This is a genomic window from Paramagnetospirillum sp. (assembly GCF_058402745.1).
Window position 1 is genome coordinate 81,570 of the sequence record NZ_JBZVFI010000017.1, and the last position, 20,075, is coordinate 101,644.

The window sequence follows — 20,075 nt, forward strand, 5'->3', positions numbered from 1 at the left end:
CCATGGATCACGTTGCCCCCATCGAAGCGCCATCCCCGGCCGTTCGTCAACCGGTCGTGTTGCAGGTGCTGCCCGCCCTGGTCACCGGAGGGGTGGAACGCGGCACCGTGGACATGGCGGTGGCCCTGGCCGAAGCCGGATGGACCGCCATCGTCGCCTCCGAGGGCGGCCCCATGGTGCGCGAGCTGACCCGCGCCGGGGCGACGCACATCACCCTGCCGCTGGCTTCGAAGAATCCGCTGACCATCCGGTCCAACGCGCTGAAGCTGGCCGAGCTGATCACCACCCACCAGGTGGACATCGTCCACGCCCGCTCGCGCGCGCCGGCCTGGAGCGCCTGGATCGCCGCCCAGGCCACCGGCGCCCATTACGTCACCACCTTCCACGGCACCTACAATCTCGGCTGGTTCGGCCTGAAGCAGAAGTACAACGCCGTGATGACGCGGGGCGAGAAGGTGATCGCCATCTCGGATTTCATCGCCGAGCACGCCCGGCGCATCTACGGCCTGGAGGCGGAGCGGGTCCGCGTGGTCCATCGCGGTATCGACATGGCCCGCTTCGACCCCGCCCGCGTCAGCCCCGAGCGCATCATCCAACTGGCCCAGAAGTGGCGGCTGCCCGACGGCTATCAGGTCATCATGCTGCCCGGCCGCCTGACCCGCTGGAAGGGCCAGGCGGTGCTGATCGAGGCCCTGGCGCTGCTGGGCCGTCACGACGTGCGCTGCCTGCTGGTGGGATCGGACCAGGGCCGCACCGGCTATCGCGAGGAGCTGGTGGAACTGGTCAAGCGCCGGAACCTGACCGACGTGGTCCATCTGGTGGACGAGTGCACCGACATGCCCGCCGCCTACATGCTGACCGACGTGGTGGTGTCGGCCTCCACCGATCCCGAGGCCTTCGGCCGTGTCGCCGTGGAAGGCCAGGCCATGGGCCGTCCGGTGATCGCCACCGCCCACGGCGCCACCGACGAGACGGTGCTGCCCGGCCGTACCGGCTGGCTGACCGCGCCGGGCGATCCCCATGCCCTGGCCCAGGCGCTGGACCGCTTCCTGGCCCTGTCGGCCAAGGAACGCGACCTGATGGCCAAGGACGCCATGGATTTCGTGCGTTCCAAATTCTCCAAGGAAAGCATGTGCGCCAGCACCCTCGCCGTCTACCGCGAGGTGCTGGGAGTTCCGGAAGCGGCGCCTGCTGACGAGGGGTCGTGACCGGTTCGACCAACATCCTGGTCATCAAGCTCGGCGCCCTGGGCGATTTCGTCCAGGCCATGGGGCCCTTCGCCGCCATCCGGGCCCACCACCCGTCCGCCCGCATCACCCTGCTGACCACCCGTCCCTTCGCCGAACTGGCGAACGCCTGCCCCTGGTTCGACGAGGTCTGGCTGGACGACAAGCCGCCCCTGTGGCGCCTGGACAAGGTGCTGGCCCTGCGCGCCAGATTGCGGAGCGGCCGCTTCGAGCGGGTCTACGACCTGCAGACCTCGGACCGCTCGTCCTGGTATTTCCGCCTGCTGGGTAAAGAGGTCGAGTGGTCGGGCATCGCCAAGGGCTGCTCGCACCCCCACGCCAATCCCCGGCGGGATTTCATGCACACCATCGAACGCCAGCGCGAGCAACTGGCCATGGCTGGCATCGCCAAGGTGCCTCCACCCGATCTCGCCTGGGCCGAGGCCGCGCCCGGCCGCTTCGACATCCCCGGCCGCTTTGTGCTGCTGGTGCCGGGCGGCGCGCCGCACCGTCCCGCCAAGCGCTGGCCGGCGGAGCGTTTCGGCCGTCTGGCCGCCCGGCTGATGGAAATGGGCTTCACGCCCGTCCTGCTGGGCACCATCAAGGAGCGGGCCGAGATCGAAATCATCACCGCCGCCTGTCCCCAGGCCCTGGATCTGTCCGGGAAGACCGGACTACCCGACATCATCGCCCTGGCCCGCCGTGCCGAGGCGGCCTTGGGCAACGACACCGGCCCCATGCACCTGATCGCCGCCGGCGGCTGTCCCTCGGTGGTGCTGTTCTCCCACGAATCCGACCCCAGCCTGTGCGCGCCGCGCGGCAACGTCACCGTGCTGCGCCGTCCGTCGCTCGCCGACCTTGGCGAGGCGGAGGTGGAGGCGGCGCTGGCCGGGATGTTGCCCCGGTGAGCGACGAATCACGCCAGGCCTGGCTCGACAGACGGCGGCGGCTCGAGGCTCAGCTGATGGAAAGCCGCCTGCGTTCCACCCCCGATGGCCCGCGGCCGGTTCCCCGCCTGTTCGGCCATGACGCGAAATTGCGCTGGGTCTTTCAGGCCACCGGGCTTTATGGCTGGGGCCGGCGCAATGCCGCCCGGCCGCACCTCCATCGCCTGGACCTGAGGCCACGCAATCTGCCGGAAGCTTTCGACGGCTTCACCATCCTGTTCCTGTCCGACCTGCACCTGGACATCGCCTCTGGCGGCCCCGAGGTGGCCTTGGATCTCGTGTCGCGGGTCGAGTGCGACATCGCCATTTTCGGCGGCGACTACCAAAGCCATGGCCGTCCCGCCGCCCCCGTTGTCGCGGCAGCCATGGCCCCCTTGCTCGCCGCCATTCGGGCCCGCCAGGGAGTCTATGGGGTGCTGGGCAATCACGACCGCCACGACATCATCGAACCGTTGCGGATGGCGGGCTTGCGGCTGCTGATCAACGAGACGGCCACCCTGTGGCGCGACGGACAAGCCCTGACCCTGGTCGGCTGTGACGATATTTACACCTTTCACGATCCCGCAGCCAACCGGGCGCTGATGGCGGCGCAGGGCTTCCGCATCGCCGTGATCCACTCTCCCGATTACGCGCCCGAGGCCGCGGCCGCCGGCTGCGCCGTCTATCTCGCCGGCCATACCCACGGCGGACAGGTGTGCCTGCCCGGGGGGCGGCCGGTCGCCACCGCCCTGGATCGTGACCGGGCCCTGTGCCGAGGTGTATGGCGCAAGGGCGAAATGATTGGCTACACCACCACCGGCGTGGGAAGCGGGGGCATCCCCGTCCGCTTCAACTGCCCGCCCGAAGTGGCGCTGATCACCCTTCGGCGGGGTGCGCCTTGACTCGGCAGCCATTCTCCTTAGACTTCCTCCCCCTGATTTGTTCCCACGCGTGAAAGAGAGTGTCATGGTCGCCATCACCCTGCCCGACGGCAAGGTCCGCCAATACGATCACCCGGTGACGGGTCTGGACGTGGCCCGGGATATCGGCCCCGGTCTGGCCAAGGCGGCGCTGGCCATCACTATCGACGGCGAGATGAAGGATCTCGCCACCCTGATCGATCGTGACGTGAACCTTTCCATCATCACCGCCAAAAGCGGCCAGGACGCGCTGGAGCTGCTGCGCCACGACGCCGCCCACGTCATGGCCGAGGCGGTGAAGGAGCTGTATCCCGAGACCCAGGTCACCATCGGCCCGTCCATCGAGAACGGCTTCTACTACGACTTCGCCCGCCCGACGCCCTTCACGCCCGACGATCTGGTGAAGATCGAGCAGAGGATGGCCGAGATCGTCGACCGCGACGAGGCCATCACCCGCGAGGAATGGGACCGCGACGCGGCGGTGAAGTTCTTCGAGGAGGCCGGCGAGAAGTACAAGGCGGAGATCATCGCCTCGATTCCCGCCGACCAGAAGATCGGCCTCTACCGCCAGGGCGGTTTCATCGACCTGTGCCGTGGCCCCCACCTGCCGTCCACCGCCAAGCTGGGCAAGGCCTTCAAGCTGATGAAGCTGGCCGGCGCCTATTGGCGCGGCGATTCCCGCAACGAGATGCTGCAGCGCATCTACGGCACCGCCTGGTTCGAGAAGAAGGACCTGGACGCCTATCTCCACATGCTGGAAGAGGCGGAAAAGCGCGACCACCGGCGCCTGGGCCGCGAGATGGAGCTGTTCCACCAGCAGGAGGAGGCCGCCGGTTCGGTGTTCTGGCACAAGAAGGGCTGGACGCTCTACCGCGCCGTCGAGTCCTACATGCGCCGCCGGCTGGAGGCCAACGGATACGAGGAAGTGAAGACGCCGCAGCTGGTGGACTTCTCCCTGTGGGAGGCCTCGGGCCACGCCGACAAGTTCTCGGAATCCATGTTCACCATCAGGACCCAGGACGAGCGCCACCTGGCGGTGAAGCCCATGAACTGCCCCTGCCACGTGCAGATCTTCCGCCAGGGCATCAAGAGCTATCGCGACCTGCCGCTGCGCATGGCCGAGTTCGGCTCGTGTCACCGCTACGAGCCGTCGGGCGCGCTGCACGGCATCATGCGGGTCCGCGCCTTCACCCAGGACGACGCCCACATCTTCTGCACCGAGGACCAGATCACCTCGGAGACCATCGCCTTCTGCCAGCTGCTGAAGGAGGTCTACACCGATTTCGGCTTCACCGACGTCCGCGTCAAGTTCTCCGACCGCCCGGCCAAGCGCGCCGGCTCGGACGAGACCTGGGACAAGGCGGAAAGCGCCCTGCTGGAGGCCTCCAGGGCCGCCGGCCTGGAGACCACGCTCAATCCGGGCGAGGGCGCCTTCTATGGGCCGAAGCTGGAATTCGTGCTGAGGGACGCCATCGGCCGCGACTGGCAGTGCGGCACGCTCCAGGTGGACTTCGTGCTGCCCGAGCGTCTGGACGCCGCCTATGTGGCCGAGGACGGCACCAAGAAGCGCCCGGTCATGCTGCACCGGGCGATCCTGGGCTCGTTCGAACGCTTCCTCGGCATCCTGATCGAGAACTTCGCCGGACGCTTCCCCCTGTGGCTGGCCCCCACCCAGGTGGTGGTCGCCACCATCGTGTCGGAGGCCGACGATTTCGCCCGCGAGGTCGAGGCTAGTCTCAAGGCCGCCGGCCTCAGGGTCGAACTTGACTTGCGCAACGAGAAGATCAACTACAAGGTCCGCGAACATTCGGTGGCCAAGGTGCCGGTAATGCTGGTGGTGGGCAAGCGCGAGGCCGAGCAACGCTCGGTCGCCATCCGCCGCCTGGGCAGCCAGAACCAAGAAATTGTTGCGCTGGAGCAGGCTATCGCTACACTCGGCGCAGAGGCGACCCCGCCCGCGTGACGGGGCGAACCCCTTGGAACCGACGGCCCGGCCCGCGATGATCGCACCCGGGCCTATCGGTGTACTCGAAACGATGGAGATTGTTCTATAGCTAGGCCCCCGATGCAGACGCCGCCCAAGAACGATGGGCCGCGCGTCAACCGCGAGATCGATGTGCGTTCCATCCGCCTGGTGGGCGCCGACGGAGAAATGATCGGAGTCGTGACCCTGCGCGAGGGTCTGCTGATGGCCGAGGAAGCCGGGCTCGACCTGGTCGAGGTCTCGCCCAACGCCGATCCGCCGGTCTGCAAGATTCTGGACTTCGGAAAGTTCAAGTACGAGGACCAGAAGAAGAAGAACGCCGCCCGCAAGAAGCAGAAGGTGATCGAGGTCAAGGAGATCAAGCTCCGCCCGAACATCGATGATCACGATTACGACGTGAAGATGCGGAGCATGCGGAAGTTCCTCGAGGAAGGCGACAAGGTGAAGGTCACCCTGCGCTTCCGCGGCCGCGAACTGGCTCACCAGGACCTGGGCATGAAGGTGCTGGAGAAGGTGCGCGACGACCTGGAGGATCTGGGCAAGGTCGAGCAGGTCCCCAAGATGGAAGGCCGCCAGATGGTCATGGTGATCTCGGCGAAGTAGGCTTCGCCGGGCGTCCCAACTTTTTTCCGCACCCGCGCAAAGCGGGTTGCGGAGAGAAAGGCTTTACGCTATTTTCCGCCCCTCCCCATCGACCCGGGGATATGCGAACCCTGTGGAGGGGTGGCAGAGTGGTCGAATGCGCCGGTCTCGAAAACCGGTATGGGTGCAAGCTCATCGTGGGTTCGAATCCCACCCCCTCCGCCATCGCCAGGGCCTCCGGGCATCCTGGGCTTGCCGAAATGCTCCAATTTTGCTCCACTTGCCGTTGGGCGAGGTGGAGCAACACGCCATGGCGACCTACAAGAACCGAGGCACCGACTGTAGCGCGCCGGGCAATTTTGCACCAATTGCCGCCCGATTTTGCACTGAAGACTTTCAGGGCGGGCGCTAAACACCGGTCCCTCTCCCTCCCTTGATCAGCACCTCGCCAACCTTCCCCCGGGCCGATGTGTCGCGGGCGATGCTGTAGGACGTGTCCACCGCCTCGATCTGGAAGGCGGAGAAGATTCTGCGCACAGCCGGGCGGTCGTTCAGCGACATGATGAAGCGGCCTTGAATGCCCTCCAATTGGACTGCCAGGCGCTCGAAGTCGTCGCGGCTGAACATGGCTTTGCCGTAGTCGCCCTCGCAGCCGAAATAGGGCGGGTCGAGGTAGAACAGGGTCTCGGGCTTGTCGTAGCGGGTGATGAACTCGCCGTAGGGCAGGCATTCGATCACCACTCTGGAAAGCCGGGTGTGCAGATCCTCCAGCATCGGGCCCAGCTTGGTAACGTCGAAGCGGGCGGGCGTGGATGGCGACACCCCGAAGTTGCGGCCAGAAACCTTGCCGCCGAAGGCCGTACTCTGGAGGTAGAGGAAGCGTGCCGCCCGCTCCAGGTCGGTGAGCGTATTCGGATCGGTGGCCGCCAGCCGCTCGAATTCCGCCCTGGTGGTCAGCTGGAACTTGATCATCTCCATGAAGGCCACGTAATGGCGCTGCAACACCCGGAAGAAGGTGGCCACTTCACGGCTGTAATCGTTGATTACCTCCGACTTGGCGGCGAGGGTGCGACGAAGGAAGACGCCGCCCATGCCGACGAAGGGCTCGGCATAGATTTCGTGCGGGATGGCGGCGATCTCGGCGGCGATGCGCTTGGCCAGGTTGCGCTTGCCGCCCAGATAGGGGGCGACGGGACGAACGGCGGTAACGGATCGAAGCTGGGTGGACTCCATGGTCTTGCGTGTCCATGATGGCCCCGCCCGGTGCACGGGTGCGGGGATGACCCGGCCTCGGCCGGGGTTGGGTCGGGCGAGTTCCAGCTCGCGGTTCGGGGTGCTCGCAACGCCCCGTCCCCCCGCCGGCCGAAGCCGGCGGGGTCACATCACGACGACGCCAGCGTCAATCCGGCCAGCACCGCCCCCACCGCCTCCACATCCTCCGCCCCGCGCACCGCAGCCTTGGCGCGCAGCCGGGCGCCCTCGATGGCGGCCGAGGCCATGGCCCAGGCGTCGGCTTGGGCCACGATGGCGGCGGCCACGGCGGTGATGGTATCGCCGGTGACGCCGATTTCGGCGGAGAGGTGCGGATAATCGGCGTCCTGGGGATCGACGGCGGCCACCCACGCCCGCGCCTCGGTCAGCTTGGTCTGGTAGACCATGGCCTGGGCGGCCCCAGCCGTGACATAGGCCAGCCGCGCCTGTTCGGCCCGCCAGTCGATCTCGGCCAGCGCCCAGGCCCGTACTTCGGCCAGCGGGCGGGGCACCGCCACATAGTCGCGATGCGGCCCGGTGACGGGTGCATCGGAAACAAGATACAGCCGATCATTCGGGCGGGGGGCGGGAACCACCGGCTCGAAGCCCAACTCGGCGGCGCCATCGGGGCCAAGTTCGGCCAGACGTCCGGCCGGATACTGGGTATCGTTCAGGATAAATTCCTGACCGCTGTGCACGTCGCCGAGGGTGGGGTGCCAATAGAGCATGATGCCTCCGATTAAATGCCGAAGCGCCGGTGGAGCTTGGCCCACAGCGCGTCGAGATTGGCCTTGGTCAGGGTGCCGCCCTGCCAGGCGGCGAAGCCGTACAGGCGTTCACCACTGGGGTCCGGGTACTTATTGCCCGAATTGTGGTCTTGGCACGCCAAGTAGAACGGCTTGGTGGATGTCGCGGTAGAAGGGCTGATGAGGGTCGATGACCATGTGTTGGCACCGCCCACCGGCATGTAGTTCCCGTTGTTCCAAATGAACCCGGTGCCCCCGTCCACCACCGTGGCGGCGATGAAGGTTGGGGTGGCGTTCGGAACGTTGCCATCCGTGACCTTGCTGAGGCTGCCCGTGGACCCATTGACGACGCCCGCATTCACCTTGGCGCCACCATCGGCATAGACGCCCATGCCGACCTGCGCCGCTGTTCCGCCCATGTCCCCGATGGGCTGTGCCCCGGCGCCCGACAACGAGACCACCATCAGGATGGTCCATTGTGCCCCTGCCTTGTGCAGGGCATCGGTCCAGGTCATGCGGTCCCCGACCAAGCGTAAATAGCTGGAGCCGTTGAGCAACCAGTACTCGTTGGCGCTGAGCTTGCCGGGGGTGCCGACGAAGGTGGGATCAGCTGTGGCGGTGCCGTCCGTCCCCAGCCAAAAATCACTGCCGGCCCCAGAGCGGTCCAGCCACTTGGTGGTGGCGGCGGACGGCACCGACAGGATGTCGCCGGCATCAAGGCACAGTTTGAGATTGGCGGTCAGGCCGCACTGGACGATGGCGTCGTAGATGCTGATGGGACGTGACGCGGCGGTACCGCACAAAATGGGCAGGACCATCATGCGCCTCCGGTGATCATCGGCGCGGCCCGCAGCTTGGTGCCGTCGTACCAGGCCAGAATGATCACCTTGCCGGTCAATGCCGTAGGCAGGCCCGCCGCGCCGAAATCCCACAGGGCGTGCCAGTTGGGCGTATAGCCGTTGGTGGTGATCTGGAGGCCGTACATGGTGCCGGCCACCAGATTGGAAGGCGCGCCGATGGTGCGCACGGCGGCGGTGGTCAGGTTGGCCCACTGGCCATGGGTGGGGATATCCCAGGCCACAGTGGCGGCGTCAGTGAGGGCGGCGCCAACGTAGGGAGACTGTTGTGCCGCCCAGACCAGGGCCTGGGACAGGTTGAGCTTGAGGCCCGCCGCCGACCGGGCCAGTGTGGCGCCGTCCAGCTTGATGCGGGCACCGTTGGCGCCATCGGCCTCTAGGCCCTGCCCAGCGTCGAGATAGGCCAACGCCCTGAGCCCCGACACGGCCGAGGCGGCGATCATGGCGGCGATGGCATCGCGCACCTGGTGGGTGTTCGCCTCGTCGGGCGTCAGCCCGCCCGCCGTGATGACGGCCAGCAGTTCGTCGGTGACATCGTTGTTCCATCTTGCCGGATCACGGGACGGCGGAATCGAGCCATCCGATGTCCCGTCGGTATATTTGCCGAGGTACAGGTATACATCCGGCAAGCTGTGGGGGTAATTCATGGGGGCTCCTACTCGAATAGGACCACGGTGCCGGCCGGGGCCAGGCGCCGGATCATGCAGACCAGGGGATAGTTTCCCCAACGGGTGAAGGGCTCGCCCATATAGGCGCCGCCGAATCGGCGGGGGCGGATGGTGCCGGTGGTGCAGGTGACCTTCCAGGTCCACTGCATCTCCTCCGCCCCGAAGGTCTGGCCGCAGCGGCGGCGCCAGAACCACGAGGCCTTGTATTGGGTGATGGTGATGTCGTAGCCCAGCGCCTTGGCCAACTGGACGAAATAGGCGGGCGATTGGCCGCCGGTGGCGATCATGCGGGCCAGGGCGGCGGCGCGCCGCTCGGCGATGGTCTCGGCCTGGACGGTGCATTGGTCGGGCAGGCCCAACACCTGCTCCCACTCCGACAACAGCAGCAGAGCGGTGGCGGGGGAGCGCTCGGCGATCAGTTGCTCCAGCAGGGCGTCGATGCGGGCGAACTCGGTGGCATGGGAGGAGTAGATGCGTCCCCGCACGGATTCGGGATCGCGGGGCCAGAGCATGCCGCGCGGCAAGAGGGAAAGCATGATGCCGGTATAGGCGTCGCGGTCGCGAATGGCGGCCATTAGGCGTAATCCTCGAAGGTGATGGAGGTGATGACCGCCATCTCGAAGGCGGCCAGCGCCGGATCGGCGGCGGGCGCCGTGATGCGATGCTTTTCCTCTCCCTCGGCCGCCGAGATGGCCGCCGACAAGCGCGAACGGGCGCCCAGTTGCCCCGGCTCGGATTCGGCGCGGTACCAGGCGCGGATCGCTGCCTCGGCCGCCGCCCGCACCTCGGCGGTGTTGGGGGAAATCTGCACCACCAGATCGTGGGGCACCGACGTGGGAGCGGCCACGATGCAGGTGGAGCACACCGGGGCGATATCGTCCCGGTCCATGTAGGCCTGGACCAATGCCACCTCACCGCCGGTGGGAATCGGCCCGCCCTCGTTGTTGTCGCGCACCACCAGCACGGTGACGAAGCCACGGCGCGGTGTCGCCTTGTAGGTCCAGGCGCGCGTGATGCCGGCGCAGGACAGCGCCCAGGCGGTGTAGTCGTCGGCGCAGCCGCCATGGGGCGGGCGGCGCATGCGGGCCAGCAGGCGGGCCAGCAAAGCGGGCGCGGTCTCGGCGTCGGCACCGCCGCTGATCTCGCCGCCGGTGCCCTTGGCCGACAGCCCGGCAATGGGCGACGACAAGGTCAGGGTGAGGCCCGCCTCCTGGTTGCCGGCGGCGCCGGCCGTCACGGCGGTGATGGCGATGATGGCGGTGGTGGTGCCGGTAGCGATAGTCGCCTCGGCATCGGTGGCGTAGTCCTGGCCGGCCACGCGCAACAGCGTGCCGGCTTCCACGGTGACGGCATTGGTCCCGGTGCGGGTCAGCGTCACGGTGCCGGTGGCCGCCACCGCCGGCTTGCGGTAAATGCCCCAGTCGGCGGCGATCACCTCCAGCTGATCCTCGTCGGCGGTGTTGGGCAGGATCTGGTCCGCCACCCGCAGGGCGAAGTCATAGAGCCCGCTCGCCACCTCGGCCATCATGTGGGCCTGGACGTTGAGGTCGGAGGCCGGCACGCGGGCATCGGCGCCGGGCAGGCGGCTTTCGATAGTGGCGACCTGGCGTTCGTACAGCGTCTTGTAGGAGGGGCGGTCAAGTGCCATGGCCGGTCCAGTAATAGTCGTAGGTGCGGGTCCAGCGGACACCGTCGCGGCGGGTGACCTCCACCAGCAGACCCAGGATGCCCGGCGCCGTCACCTCGGCGGTGACGATGACCGAGGCGGCCAGCTTGGCGCGGACCAGCCAGGCCAGGGCCGTCTCGGCGTATTCCTTGGCCCGCGCCACCACGCTGGCCAGCTGCTTCTCGCGGTGGAGCAGCCACAACCACGAGCCCAGCTCGAAGGCGTTGGGATCGACCTCCACCATGCGGCGCGTCAGGCACCAGCCCCGGCGATCGTCGGTGCCGTCGGGAATCACATCGTCGGGGCGCGCCTTCTTGTCGGTGAACAAGCTGATCATCACCGCCGATTCCAGACCGTCGGTGGTCATGATGGTGCCCGCATCGGTAAGCGCCAGGTCACCGGACAGCCGTGCGGTGTCGAAAACGATCAGGCGGTCGCTCATGGTGTCACCTCCGGCGGGCTGATCGGGTGCGGTGCGCCGGCCTCCTCGCCGATCTGCCAGGTATCCACCTTGGTCGGGTGCCAGACCTGCCCGTGGCCGGAAACGTCCCAGCGGAAGACCTGGGTGGCGTGGATCTGGATGTCGGGGGCCTCGAACCGGATCATTTTCGGGCTGGAGACAACAATCCCATTACGGGTCAGATGCACCTTTTGGCCCAGGTCGTCGTGCAGGGCGACCTCACCATAGGCCAAGCTGATGGTGTAGCGCCGGTCGAACAGGCGGACCACCATACCGTTAGACCGCAGCCCGGCGAGATACAGCATTAACGCCTCGGCGCCGGGAAACGGGCGGGACGAGATGCCGTAATCGGTGAGGTAGTCGCGCCCGTCCAGCACATCATCGTCGGTGATGCCGGTGACCTGGGCCTTGGCCAGGCCGCCCTCGGCCGACAGGGCGGCCAGCACGCCGCGCCCCACCATCATGGCGACGCGGTGGCGCAGGGACTCGGCCAGGGCGGCGAGGCTCACCATTTGATCCCCCCCTTGGCCTTTTCAGCCAGCAGGTCGAAGGCCCCGGGCCCCACCAGCGACAGCTTGGTGATCTCACCGCCCTGATCGTCCAAGGTGAGGTCCACCGAGGCGATCAGGCGGTCGCCGGCCAGATCATCGGCAGCCGCCTCGACCGGGACCAGCCGATTGGGGCGCCACACGCCATCGGCATGGCGCCAGCCCTGCACCACCGCCTCGACGGCCACGGCCTTGGCGCGGCCCACCATGGCCTCCCAGGCGGCCTGCTGTGCGGCGGTGATGCCGTCGGCCAGATCGTCGGCCAGGCGCGCGGTGGGGCGGTAGCGGCGGATGCCCGGATCATGGGCCTCGCCCTTGGTGCCGGCGTTGACCGAGGGAGTGTCCCACATCAGGCTTTGCGACCAGACGGTGTAGTCGCGGAAGCGCCCGATACGGCTGTCCTTGTGCCCGATGGATTTGAGGTTGCCGCCCAGCACCAGGCGAGTGCGCACCCGCCCGGGCTTGCCCGGCCCCAGCACCAGCACGCCCCGCCCGTCGGAATAGGGCAGCACGCCGCGCGCCTGGCACAGGCGGTTAATGGCGGCGATAGCCTTCTCGCCCCGTTGCAGGGTGAAAGTCGGAAACGCCTTGCCCAGATCGGTGCCGGGCGCCACTTCGACCTTGATGCCGAACGGCTTGCAGATGATTCCGACCAGGCCGAGAAGGCTATGATTCTGCCAGTCGCCGGGGGCCAGCATGGTGGCGCAATCCACCAGATCGGCGGTGGCGTCGCGGCCGGTGACCTTGACGGTATGGGCCTCCGCCGACCAGGTACGGCTGACCTCGTCGATATGGCCGTCGATCACCACCTCGTCGCCGATCCGCACCTGGACGGCGTCCTCCTTGCGCAGCCGCACCGCCCCCTCCCGTTCGGTGAGCGACAGCTGGAAGCCGCCGGCCAGGGCGTCCAGGCCGGTGCGAATGGAGTTGACGGCGGTCCAGCCGGCGTAATCGCGGCCCGCCGCCCGCAAGGTGACCAGATCGACCGAGTCAACCATCGATCACCTCGATGGCGGAGCCGGCGGGCACGAACAAAGGGTGCCAGATAACGGCGTGGTTGCGGGCATAGATCTCGTCCTGGCGCGAGGCGTCCCCCAGATGGCGATGGGCCACCAGGACCGTGGGGGCGGTGGCGGCGATCTCCACCCGGCGAAGGGCGGCCAGGCTGCCGGCCTTGGCGGTCATGGCCTTGATCGTCTCGGCCCGGAGATCGGTGAGCGCGGCAAAGACGGCGCCGAGGCAGGCATCATCCATGCGGGCATCGTCCAGCAGGGCCACGGCCCGATCGCGGGCTGCCAGGGCATCGTCCCGGCTATCGTAGGCGGCCGCCACGGCCACCCGGGCGGCGGCGATGGCCGCGCCGCGCCGGGTCAGACGCGACAGGGCGGCGCGGTTGGCATCCTGGCGGGCAGAGGCCGAGTTGGTGGCGACGGCGCCGACGCCCGACGAGATGAGGGCCAGCGCCGAGAGAGAGGACGAGGCGGTGCCCGCCTTGTCCGACGCCAGGCTGCCGAACAGGGCGGCCAGACGGGCGGCCAGGGTGCGGACATCGCGGATCATATCCAAGGGGCCGGACGCGAAGGCACTGGTGGTGAGCAGGGCGCCCTCCACCGTGCGCATCACCTGGCGCAGCGCCCGCATGGAATCGGATACGGTGCCGGCGATGGCCAACAGGGCCTGGGCGGCATCGGATTCCAGCATGTCCTGACCATCGGTCGAGAACTCGTCGTCGAAATCGTCGGCCACGGCCTCGTCGGCGGCATCGGCGGCATCGGATACGCCGGAGCCGGCGACCTCTGTCTCTACCGGAAAGGTGGTCTCGCCATCCTCGACGAAAATGAAGGTGAAGCGCGCCATGCCGCCCTCGCGGCTGGTTTCGCTCATGCGCACCGGCGGTTTCAGCGCCACCTGGCGCTCGCCCAGAGTGGGGTGGACCAGGGTGCCGGGGCCACCCGCCTTGATGGCGGTGATCAGCTTGTCCCGCTGGGCCATGTAGCCGTCGCCCAGGACGTAGCCCACCACCTCGAACTCGTCGGGCCCGAGACCCAGATCCTCGGGCCAGCCCCCCTTGCGCTGGGGGTATTTGTGGACGGTCACCAGGGGGTCGAACGTCGTATTGAGTTCGCTCCAGAAGAACTCGACCCCACGCCACGACGCCTTGCGCAGGCTGTCCCGCCATGAGGCGCTCATGGAAAGCCCCCGATGGTCTGGCCCAGGTCCACGTGCAGACCGGAATTGGGCGTCAGATTGGTGGCGACGGCGGTGAGACCGGGCGGCAGGCGCAGCTCGAGCGCCAAGGCGCTTTCCACCTTGGTGGGTTCGCCCTTTCGCTTTTCCTCTCCCGCCAGCCAGTCATAGAGGCGTTCGGCCATGGCCTCGCCCCCCATGCCACCGGCCTGCGATCCGGCGAAGCCGCCGGCCACAGTGCCGACACCGGGCATGATCAGGGAGCCCAGGGCCGCACCGCCGGCAGCGCCGGCCAGGCTGCCGGCGGTGCGGCCGATGGCCCCCACCGCGCGGCGGCGGTCGCCGTCCATCAGGGCATCGACGGTGTCATAGGCCCCCAGGCCGATGGTAACGGCCCCGCCCAATCGCCGGCCGATGGCCTTGGCCAGCCCAGCGCCGCGTGTCGCCAGCCCGGCCAGCAACCCCTTGCTGCCGGCGGCGGCGGTTGCCGCCTGTCCCGCCTTGGATGCTTCGCTGATGACGGTTGCGCCGGCCCCAGCCGCTGCACCCAAAGCGCCGCCCGGCCAATTGGTGACGATCACCGGCATGGGGGCCCCGCCCAAGGCTGCGGCCCCGGCGGCGCCCAGGGCACCTGCGGCGCCGGCCTTGCCGCCCCGAACGTAGCGCATGGTGTCGGCGGTCCAGCGCACCGCATCGACCCCCTTCTTGACTGCGATCAGCCCACCCACGGCGATGGCGCCGTATTTCAGCGCCGTCATGGTGGATTGCAGTTGTTCCGGCTTGAGCCGTCCGATGGCATCCGCCAGATCCCCCACCGGCCCGGCCAGGTTGGTATCGGCGAATTGCTTGGCCGCCGCGGTCAACGCCGTCATGGAGGCGTTGATGTTGCGGGCGTTGGCGGCCAGGGCGTCGGCCTTGATGGTGGCTCCGTCAGAGGCGACACCCATGAACGATTCGATACTGGCGAAGCCGCCGGTCTGCTTGAACTCGGTGATGCCGGCGTTGAAGGCGCGCATGGCCTCGGCATCGAAGACCATGGACAGTTTGGCCACGTCGCCCTTGGACTTGGTGACGATCTCCTTGTAGAGGTCCACCACGCTCCGCATGCGCTTGGGGTCACTGGGATCGGTGACCTGGATGCCGACGGATTTCAGCTTCTTCAGCTTCTCGGCATCGCCGAAAGTGCGCAGCAGCGCCTCGAACGCCGTGGCGGCCTGTTCGGAACTGCCCACGCCCTTGCGGATCATCTGGATGGTGGCGTCCAACTCCATGGCGGCCTGGGGGCCGCTGCGGCCCATGGCGCCATAGGCGGCGGCCAGGCGCTCGCCCTGGGTGGCCAGATCCTTGAAAGCGAAGGCGCCCGCCTTGCCGGCATTGATGGAATGGTCGATGGCGGCCAGGACGCCTTCCGGCGTCTTGATGTTGAACTTCTCGGACAACTGGGCCACCCAGGCGCCGACATCGCGGCCGTCGGCCTTGGTGGCGCGGATGGCCAGGCCCATGTTGCGGATGTTGGCCATGGCGGTATCCAGGTCGCCGGTCTTCTCGACGATCACGTCGATGGCATCCAGCAACTGGGCTGGATCGAGGCGGATGTCCGGGGCCTGGGCCACCTCGAACACCTTGCGCTTGAGTGCCTCCATCTCGCCGGCCGACTTGCCGGCGGTGATGCCCATGTAGTTCATGCGCTCCTGGAGGTCGCCCACATACTTGGCGGCACCCACCCCGGCGGCACCCGACAACAGGGCGGTATAGCGATTGGACAGGTGGTCGAGGCCCTGGCCGGCCAACCCCATGGAGCGGGACAGGGCGCCCATGTTGGCGGCGCCCCGGGTGGACAGGCGCTCGAAGCCCTGTTCCAGGTCGCCCACCTTCTTGGCGGCGTCGCCCTTGACGTAGAGCCCGATATAGGTGAGCAGATCGCCCATTACTTGGTCACTCGCCTCAGCACCCGCATCACTTCACGCACCGACATCGTCATCACATCCGTCCGCTGGCAGCCGACATGCCGAGGCAACATCAGCGCCAAATCGGCGAACAGATCACGATGCCGGATGACCTCGCCCCCGGTCGGCGGCCTGGTCCATGGCCTTGGACGCCGCCATGTCCAGTTCCTCGGCTTTCTTCTGAAGCTCGACGAAATCCTCGGTTTCCAGCTTGAGGAACATGGCGAGGTCGAGGGGGCCGTCGATCACCGTGCCGGCGGAATCCTCCAGCCGCTTGATCTGGCGGCGCAGCAGATGCACGCCCGAAAGCGTCGGGCTGGACACCAGGTGGAACTGGCCGTCGGGACCCATGACGCATTTCTCGGCATCCTCCCCCGCGCCGATCATGTCGGCGACGGAGACCTCGCGCAGGACGGCGTGGGTGGCGGTGCGCTCCCCGTACTTCGATCCCTTGGGCAGGGTCACGCGCAGCTCGGCCATGGCTACACCTCCTCGGGCAGGCCGGAGGCGGAGCTGATCTCGATGGCCACCTCGCCGTCGCCGCCCGACCATTTGGGCGTGTCGAGCGTGCAGGCGTCGCGCAGGATATAGGTCTGCCCGGTATTGAGGGTGACCACCACGGTGGCGTTGTCGAAAGCAAGGTCGGACAGGTATTCGCCCGCCGCCAGCTGGGCCTTGGCGGTGACCTTGCACGGCACCGTCTCCTCGGTGGAGCCGTTGATTATCCCGCCCGCCCCGGTATGGATGGTGCGCTTGGTGCCGCCGGGATCGAACTCGACCTTGGGCAGCAGGCGCAGCAGGGCGCCGTCCTTGGTCACGGTGGCATGGCCAGCCAGCTTGGTCATGGGTGATCTCCCTTAGTTGATGAAGTCGATCAGTTGGTGAAGTCGATTCTGGCGGCGAAGACACGGAACTGGTTGACCAGATCGGGCGGCACGATGGCGTTGACGCGATTGACGTTGTTGCCGTCGCGCTCGACCATCAGGTCGCGCTTGAACTGCTCGATGGACTCCACCAGGCCGGCCTCCTGCCAATCGCCGGCCAGGGCGATCAGCTCGTTGCGGATATCCTTGGGCCGCACCACGAACTGGCCGGGGCGAAGCGGGAAGGAATCGCCGGCCAGCTTGTGGCGGGGGAACCGCTGGGCAATGCGGGCCCGCATGGAATAGCGCAGGAAGGCCAGGGTCTTGACCGTCTCCAGCTGGAGGTACGAGGTGTCCTCGTAGCCGGAGGCGTTGCGTTGGTAGCTGGTGATGATGTTGTCGAGACGGATGGTGCCGTCGTCATCCACCCAGAAGGTGGAGATGCCGTCCTTCAGCAGCTGCTCGCGGGCGTCCAGGTCGAAACGGTCGGCCTTGGGTGGGGCCAGGACCTGGGTGCGCGGCAGGGCCAGGGTCTGAAGCGGCCGGGCCGGGTCTTGCTTCATTTCGAATGCGGCGTGGCCCACCAGGGCGCCGGCCCAGCGCCAGGGGGCGGACGGGCTGTTGTAGCCGCCGAAATAGCTGACATTGGGGGAGTTGCGGCCGTTGCCGAAGGTCGCCAAAGCGCCATAGGTGCCCTGGCGGCCGACGTAATAGTGGGCGTCGGTCATCACCGTGCCGCCCCAGCGCCGGGCGCCATCCTCCTCCAACTGGGTGATGTTGGCGGTGTCGCCATAGGGGCAGATGACGTCGGTGTACCAGTCGCTGGCCACCACCGCCAGGGCGGCGCCCACGTCGGGATCGGTGGCGCCGCCGGCCATGGGAACGATGGTGACGGACAGGCCGGCGGGCGGCGCCTCCTCGTCGTAATAGCCGGCGCGGATGTCGATCAGGTTGCCGGTGGCGCCCTTCCAGCGGCAGGTGAAGGTCACCACCCCGGCGACGGCGACGGCGGTCACCGGCAGGGCGGGTTCGGCATTGGCCGCCGCCGCCAGGGCGGTGGCCATGGAAGATACCGACTGCCCGGCGGTAATACCGATACGGATGCGGATGCCGCCGATGCGGAGCGTATAGGTGTCCGACGCCAGGGCGGCGGTGGTGAAGGTGACGCTACCGGCGGCGGCGGTGGCGGCCTCGTCGTCGGGCAGGGCGACGGCCCAGCTTTCCACCGAGGTGTTGACCGATTTCAGCGCCACGAACATGTCGTAGAGCAGCGATCCCTTGCCCGCCAGGCCGGCGGCGGCGGACAGGTTGGCCACCCGCGTGGGGGTCAGCGTGGCCATGGTGCCGGCGGCGATCTTCTGGCCGATGACCAGGATCTTGACCGGCATGCCCACCAGCTTCTGGCCGGCCCGGCTGTTGTTGTATTCCACGTACTGGCCGGAGGAGCGCAGATCGATGGGGATGCTGTCGAACTGGATGGACATGGACTACTCCTTGGCCTTGGTCTTGCGCGGGGCATCGGCCTCGACCACGTCACCGTGGGCCAGGCGCTGGCGCCAATAGGGGGCGAGCTTGACCGTCGCTCCCTCGGCCGGGATGGGCAAGCCGGTGGCGGGGTCGCGGATCACCAGCGGCTTGCCGTCAGATTGGGTGGCGGGTTTAACGGTGACGGTGGTCATGGGGTGGCTTCCCTCGGTTTGATCAGATCTTCGGCGTCGGAGGTGGTGGCGGGCATGGGGGGCTCGACGTTGCCCAAGGGCGGCACGTCCCAATCCACATGCAATTCGAGGAATTCACCCAGGGCGTCATCGGTGACGATCACCCGGTCCTCGTACCAGATGGTGGTGAAGGTGCAGGCGTAGACTGAGATGGGCTGCGAGGCGTAGCGGCCATTGATGACGCTGGTCACCGCGCCGGGGGTGAGTCCGTCGATGGCGTCGCCGTGGCCCAACTCCTGGCCGTCCAGCAGCTTGCGGATATCCCACATCATCTGGTAGCTGCCCACGGCACCGGCCGCGCCGCGCCGACGGGCGACCTCGTTGCGGCGATTCTTGGCGCCGACGAAGATGGTGTAGGAGATGGGCACCTTCTGGCCGCCACCCACCTGAATGCCCTCGCCGATCTCTTTCAGCAGCACCAGGGCACAGGGGAACTTGAGGGTGGCCTTGGCCAGGTCGGCCTCGGAATCGAACTCGCCGCCATAGCCCGCCACATGCAGGGCATAGCCCAGCTTGCCGTTGCCGGTCCCGGAGACGGCCGCGATGCGGTCCATGATGGCCTGTTCCAGGTCGCCGAGGATCATTGGCCGAGCCCCTTGCGACGCAGATAGGCCTGGGCCAGGCCGTCGATCATGTCCTCGTCATGGCCCCCCAGGCCCAAATAGGGCCGGGCCGGGATGGTGATCTTGCGGCCCCGCCCGGCCTTGCCGCCCAGTTGGTGGATTCCGGCGTATTTGAGGTTGCTGCCCCATTCGACACCGCCCGCCGTCAGGCGGAAGGTGACCGAATTGCGCAGATGGCCCTGGCGGAACAGGATGCGCAGGCTGGCGATGCGGTCGGCCACGCCCTTCCTGAAACGCATCTTCTTGGTATAGGCCCGCTTCACTCCGCCGACACGCGACAGGATGGTGTCGGCGGCCAGCGACGCCCAGCGGCGGCCATCGGGGCCGCTTTGAGTGTCGAAGCGCCCCCGGGTGGACTGGACCATGGCGGCGCCAATCTCGCGCATCAGGGGCGCGGGATCGTCGATGCCTTCGCGCACCTGGCGCAGCACTCCTTGAGTGCGGTGCAGGCCGGAGAAGTCGAAGACCAGGGAGGCGCTCACGGCCAGTTCCTCCCCAGATTTTCGCGGGTGAATACCTGGGTGGCGGACGAGCCGCGTACCCGGCGGCGCGCCTGTTCCTCCACCGCCGGGGCGGCGCTCTCCAGGGAGACCACGCCCTTGGCGATCTGCTCCAGGGTATGGACCGAATCCTCGTAATCCACCCGCACCCGGCCCTCGGACAGGTCGGTGGACAGGCGATAGCGGGCGATGGTGACACCGATCCGCACCAGCAGGGGCGGTACCGTGGCCAGCGGCAGATTGGCCACCCGGCCGACATAGCCGTCGATCTCGGCATCGGCGGCGGCCAGCGCCGCCCCCAGGACAGCCGCGTCGATACTGCCGGCGCCGGAGCGGTCGGTCAGTTCGATCAGTTCGTCCTCGCCGAGAGCGGCGACCATGTCGGCCTGGGTGGCGTAGGTCAT

At 67.7% G+C, this 20,075-nt stretch carries 23 protein-coding genes and 1 tRNA gene; 6 read left to right on the forward strand and 18 right to left on the reverse strand.

Going from position 1 to position 20,075, the window contains the following annotated elements; genetic code table 11:
• Window positions 1-2: 2 nt before the first annotated feature.
• The 6 genes from ACV4UZ_RS14465 to ACV4UZ_RS14490 all read left to right on the forward strand — a co-directional run bounded on the left by ACV4UZ_RS14465 (window position 3) and on the right by ACV4UZ_RS14490 (window position 5,863).
• Window positions 3-1,208 (forward strand): glycosyltransferase family 4 protein, encoded by a 1,206-nt coding sequence (locus ACV4UZ_RS14465; protein WP_491601502.1) that lies wholly within the window; start codon window positions 3-5, stop codon window positions 1,206-1,208.
• Window positions 1,205-2,134 carry a glycosyltransferase family 9 protein gene (locus ACV4UZ_RS14470; protein ID WP_491601503.1) on the forward strand — a complete coding sequence of 310 codons (930 nt, stop codon included), beginning with the start codon at window positions 1,205-1,207 and terminating at the stop codon, window positions 2,132-2,134. The genes ACV4UZ_RS14465 and ACV4UZ_RS14470 overlap by 4 nt, the downstream gene beginning before the upstream one ends.
• Window positions 2,131-3,054: a metallophosphoesterase gene (locus ACV4UZ_RS14475; protein WP_491601504.1), complete on the forward strand. Its 924-nt coding sequence runs from the start codon at window positions 2,131-2,133 to the stop codon at window positions 3,052-3,054. The genes ACV4UZ_RS14470 and ACV4UZ_RS14475 overlap by 4 nt, the downstream gene beginning before the upstream one ends.
• Before the next feature lie 64 nt (window positions 3,055-3,118).
• Window positions 3,119-5,035, forward strand: a complete 1,917-nt coding sequence (gene thrS, locus ACV4UZ_RS14480; protein WP_491601505.1) for a threonine--tRNA ligase — start codon at window positions 3,119-3,121, stop codon at window positions 5,033-5,035.
• Window positions 5,036-5,137: 102 nt separating this feature from the next.
• The gene (gene infC / locus ACV4UZ_RS14485; RefSeq protein WP_491601506.1) at window positions 5,138-5,659 is read left to right on the forward strand and encodes a translation initiation factor IF-3; all 522 of its coding nucleotides are present in this window, start codon (window positions 5,138-5,140) and stop codon (window positions 5,657-5,659) included.
• A 114-nt stretch (window positions 5,660-5,773) separates the two neighbouring features.
• Window positions 5,774-5,863, forward strand: a tRNA-Ser gene (locus ACV4UZ_RS14490).
• Window positions 5,864-6,046: 183 nt separating this feature from the next.
• Here the strand turns inward: ACV4UZ_RS14490 and ACV4UZ_RS14495 are convergent.
• From ACV4UZ_RS14495 to ACV4UZ_RS14580, 18 genes are all read right to left on the reverse strand, one after another.
• Window positions 6,047-6,871: a DNA adenine methylase gene (locus ACV4UZ_RS14495; protein WP_491601507.1), complete on the reverse strand. Its 825-nt coding sequence runs from the start codon at window positions 6,869-6,871 to the stop codon at window positions 6,047-6,049.
• Window positions 6,872-7,020: 149 nt separating this feature from the next.
• Complete coding sequence (locus ACV4UZ_RS14500; protein WP_491601508.1) at window positions 7,021-7,617, reverse strand: hypothetical protein; 597 nt, start codon at window positions 7,615-7,617, stop codon at window positions 7,021-7,023.
• A gap of 11 nt (window positions 7,618-7,628) precedes the next feature.
• A complete protein-coding gene (locus ACV4UZ_RS14505; RefSeq protein WP_491601509.1) occupies window positions 7,629-8,453 on the reverse strand; it encodes a hypothetical protein in 825 nt (274 codons plus the stop codon).
• Complete coding sequence (locus ACV4UZ_RS14510; protein WP_491601510.1) at window positions 8,453-9,139, reverse strand: hypothetical protein; 687 nt, start codon at window positions 9,137-9,139, stop codon at window positions 8,453-8,455. Before ACV4UZ_RS14510 ends, ACV4UZ_RS14505 begins: the two co-directional genes overlap by 1 nt.
• Before the next feature lie 8 nt (window positions 9,140-9,147).
• On the reverse strand, window positions 9,148-9,735 hold the full coding sequence (locus tag ACV4UZ_RS14515; protein ID WP_491601511.1) for a YmfQ family protein: 588 nt from the start codon (window positions 9,733-9,735) through the stop codon (window positions 9,148-9,150).
• On the reverse strand, window positions 9,735-10,808 hold the full coding sequence (locus ACV4UZ_RS14520; protein WP_491601512.1) for a baseplate J/gp47 family protein: 1,074 nt from the start codon (window positions 10,806-10,808) through the stop codon (window positions 9,735-9,737). Before ACV4UZ_RS14520 ends, ACV4UZ_RS14515 begins: the two co-directional genes overlap by 1 nt.
• Window positions 10,798-11,268 carry a phage GP46 family protein gene (locus ACV4UZ_RS14525; protein WP_491601513.1) on the reverse strand — a complete coding sequence of 157 codons (471 nt, stop codon included), beginning with the start codon at window positions 11,266-11,268 and terminating at the stop codon, window positions 10,798-10,800. Before ACV4UZ_RS14525 ends, ACV4UZ_RS14520 begins: the two co-directional genes overlap by 11 nt.
• Entirely contained in the window at window positions 11,265-11,798 is a 534-nt protein-coding gene (locus tag ACV4UZ_RS14530) for a phage baseplate assembly protein domain-containing protein (protein WP_491601514.1), read from the reverse strand. Before ACV4UZ_RS14530 ends, ACV4UZ_RS14525 begins: the two co-directional genes overlap by 4 nt.
• Window positions 11,792-12,832 carry a phage baseplate assembly protein gene (locus ACV4UZ_RS14535; protein WP_491601515.1) on the reverse strand — a complete coding sequence of 347 codons (1,041 nt, stop codon included), beginning with the start codon at window positions 12,830-12,832 and terminating at the stop codon, window positions 11,792-11,794. The genes ACV4UZ_RS14530 and ACV4UZ_RS14535 overlap by 7 nt, the downstream gene beginning before the upstream one ends.
• Window positions 12,825-14,024 carry a DNA circularization protein gene (locus ACV4UZ_RS14540; RefSeq protein ID WP_491601516.1) on the reverse strand — a complete coding sequence of 400 codons (1,200 nt, stop codon included), beginning with the start codon at window positions 14,022-14,024 and terminating at the stop codon, window positions 12,825-12,827. Before ACV4UZ_RS14540 ends, ACV4UZ_RS14535 begins: the two co-directional genes overlap by 8 nt.
• Complete coding sequence (locus ACV4UZ_RS14545) at window positions 14,021-15,949, reverse strand: phage tail tape measure protein (protein WP_491601517.1); 1,929 nt, start codon at window positions 15,947-15,949, stop codon at window positions 14,021-14,023. The genes ACV4UZ_RS14540 and ACV4UZ_RS14545 overlap by 4 nt, the downstream gene beginning before the upstream one ends.
• A 114-nt stretch (window positions 15,950-16,063) precedes the next feature.
• Window positions 16,064-16,447, reverse strand: a complete 384-nt coding sequence (locus tag ACV4UZ_RS14550; protein WP_491601518.1) for a phage tail assembly protein — start codon at window positions 16,445-16,447, stop codon at window positions 16,064-16,066.
• Between the two features lie 2 nt (window positions 16,448-16,449).
• Entirely contained in the window at window positions 16,450-16,812 is a 363-nt protein-coding gene (locus ACV4UZ_RS14555; RefSeq protein ID WP_491601519.1) for a phage tail tube protein, read from the reverse strand.
• 29 nt (window positions 16,813-16,841) lie between these two features.
• On the reverse strand, window positions 16,842-18,314 hold the full coding sequence (locus ACV4UZ_RS14560) for a phage tail sheath C-terminal domain-containing protein (protein ID WP_491601520.1): 1,473 nt from the start codon (window positions 18,312-18,314) through the stop codon (window positions 16,842-16,844).
• Window positions 18,315-18,317: 3 nt separating this feature from the next.
• A complete protein-coding gene (locus ACV4UZ_RS14565; protein WP_491601521.1) occupies window positions 18,318-18,509 on the reverse strand; it encodes a DUF2635 domain-containing protein in 192 nt (63 codons plus the stop codon).
• Window positions 18,506-19,132 carry a phage protein Gp37 gene (locus ACV4UZ_RS14570; protein ID WP_491601522.1) on the reverse strand — a complete coding sequence of 209 codons (627 nt, stop codon included), beginning with the start codon at window positions 19,130-19,132 and terminating at the stop codon, window positions 18,506-18,508. The genes ACV4UZ_RS14565 and ACV4UZ_RS14570 overlap by 4 nt, the downstream gene beginning before the upstream one ends.
• The gene (locus tag ACV4UZ_RS14575; RefSeq protein ID WP_491601523.1) at window positions 19,129-19,653 is read right to left on the reverse strand and encodes a phage virion morphogenesis protein; all 525 of its coding nucleotides are present in this window, start codon (window positions 19,651-19,653) and stop codon (window positions 19,129-19,131) included. The genes ACV4UZ_RS14570 and ACV4UZ_RS14575 overlap by 4 nt, the downstream gene beginning before the upstream one ends.
• Window positions 19,650-20,075: a gp436 family protein gene (locus ACV4UZ_RS14580; RefSeq protein ID WP_491601524.1), complete on the reverse strand. Its 426-nt coding sequence runs from the start codon at window positions 20,073-20,075 to the stop codon at window positions 19,650-19,652. The genes ACV4UZ_RS14575 and ACV4UZ_RS14580 overlap by 4 nt, the downstream gene beginning before the upstream one ends.

What these genes read in the sequence shown, in the direction of transcription:
- ACV4UZ_RS14495 (WP_491601507.1), bottom strand. Translation starts at nt 6,871, where the DNA reads ATGGAGTCCACCCAGCTTCGATCCGTTACCGCCGTTCGTCCCGTCGCC.
- thrS (WP_491601505.1), top strand. Translation starts at nt 3,119, where the DNA reads ATGGTCGCCATCACCCTGCCCGACGGCAAGGTCCGCCAATACGATCAC.
- ACV4UZ_RS14570 (WP_491601522.1), bottom strand. Translation starts at nt 19,132, where the DNA reads ATGATCCTCGGCGACCTGGAACAGGCCATCATGGACCGCATCGCGGCC.
- ACV4UZ_RS14500 (WP_491601508.1), bottom strand. Translation starts at nt 7,617, where the DNA reads ATGCTCTATTGGCACCCCACCCTCGGCGACGTGCACAGCGGTCAGGAA.
- ACV4UZ_RS14540 (WP_491601516.1), bottom strand. Translation starts at nt 14,024, where the DNA reads ATGAGCGCCTCATGGCGGGACAGCCTGCGCAAGGCGTCGTGGCGTGGG.
- ACV4UZ_RS14525 (WP_491601513.1), bottom strand. Translation starts at nt 11,268, where the DNA reads ATGAGCGACCGCCTGATCGTTTTCGACACCGCACGGCTGTCCGGTGAC.
- ACV4UZ_RS14510 (WP_491601510.1), bottom strand. Translation starts at nt 9,139, where the DNA reads ATGAATTACCCCCACAGCTTGCCGGATGTATACCTGTACCTCGGCAAA.
- ACV4UZ_RS14550 (WP_491601518.1), bottom strand. Translation starts at nt 16,447, where the DNA reads ATGGCCGAGCTGCGCGTGACCCTGCCCAAGGGATCGAAGTACGGGGAG.
- ACV4UZ_RS14515 (WP_491601511.1), bottom strand. Translation starts at nt 9,735, where the DNA reads ATGGCCGCCATTCGCGACCGCGACGCCTATACCGGCATCATGCTTTCC.
- ACV4UZ_RS14465 (WP_491601502.1), top strand. Translation starts at nt 3, where the DNA reads ATGGATCACGTTGCCCCCATCGAAGCGCCATCCCCGGCCGTTCGTCAA.
- ACV4UZ_RS14555 (WP_491601519.1), bottom strand. Translation starts at nt 16,812, where the DNA reads ATGACCAAGCTGGCTGGCCATGCCACCGTGACCAAGGACGGCGCCCTG.
- ACV4UZ_RS14520 (WP_491601512.1), bottom strand. Translation starts at nt 10,808, where the DNA reads ATGGCACTTGACCGCCCCTCCTACAAGACGCTGTACGAACGCCAGGTC.
- ACV4UZ_RS14545 (WP_491601517.1), bottom strand. Translation starts at nt 15,949, where the DNA reads ATGGGCGATCTGCTCACCTATATCGGGCTCTACGTCAAGGGCGACGCC.
- ACV4UZ_RS14535 (WP_491601515.1), bottom strand. Translation starts at nt 12,832, where the DNA reads ATGGTTGACTCGGTCGATCTGGTCACCTTGCGGGCGGCGGGCCGCGAT.
- ACV4UZ_RS14560 (WP_491601520.1), bottom strand. Translation starts at nt 18,314, where the DNA reads ATGTCCATCCAGTTCGACAGCATCCCCATCGATCTGCGCTCCTCCGGC.
- ACV4UZ_RS14580 (WP_491601524.1), bottom strand. Translation starts at nt 20,075, where the DNA reads ATGACCTACGCCACCCAGGCCGACATGGTCGCCGCTCTCGGCGAGGAC.
- ACV4UZ_RS14530 (WP_491601514.1), bottom strand. Translation starts at nt 11,798, where the DNA reads ATGGTGAGCCTCGCCGCCCTGGCCGAGTCCCTGCGCCACCGCGTCGCC.
- infC (WP_491601506.1), top strand. Translation starts at nt 5,138, where the DNA reads ATGCAGACGCCGCCCAAGAACGATGGGCCGCGCGTCAACCGCGAGATC.
- ACV4UZ_RS14505 (WP_491601509.1), bottom strand. Translation starts at nt 8,453, where the DNA reads ATGGTCCTGCCCATTTTGTGCGGTACCGCCGCGTCACGTCCCATCAGC.
- ACV4UZ_RS14565 (WP_491601521.1), bottom strand. Translation starts at nt 18,509, where the DNA reads ATGACCACCGTCACCGTTAAACCCGCCACCCAATCTGACGGCAAGCCG.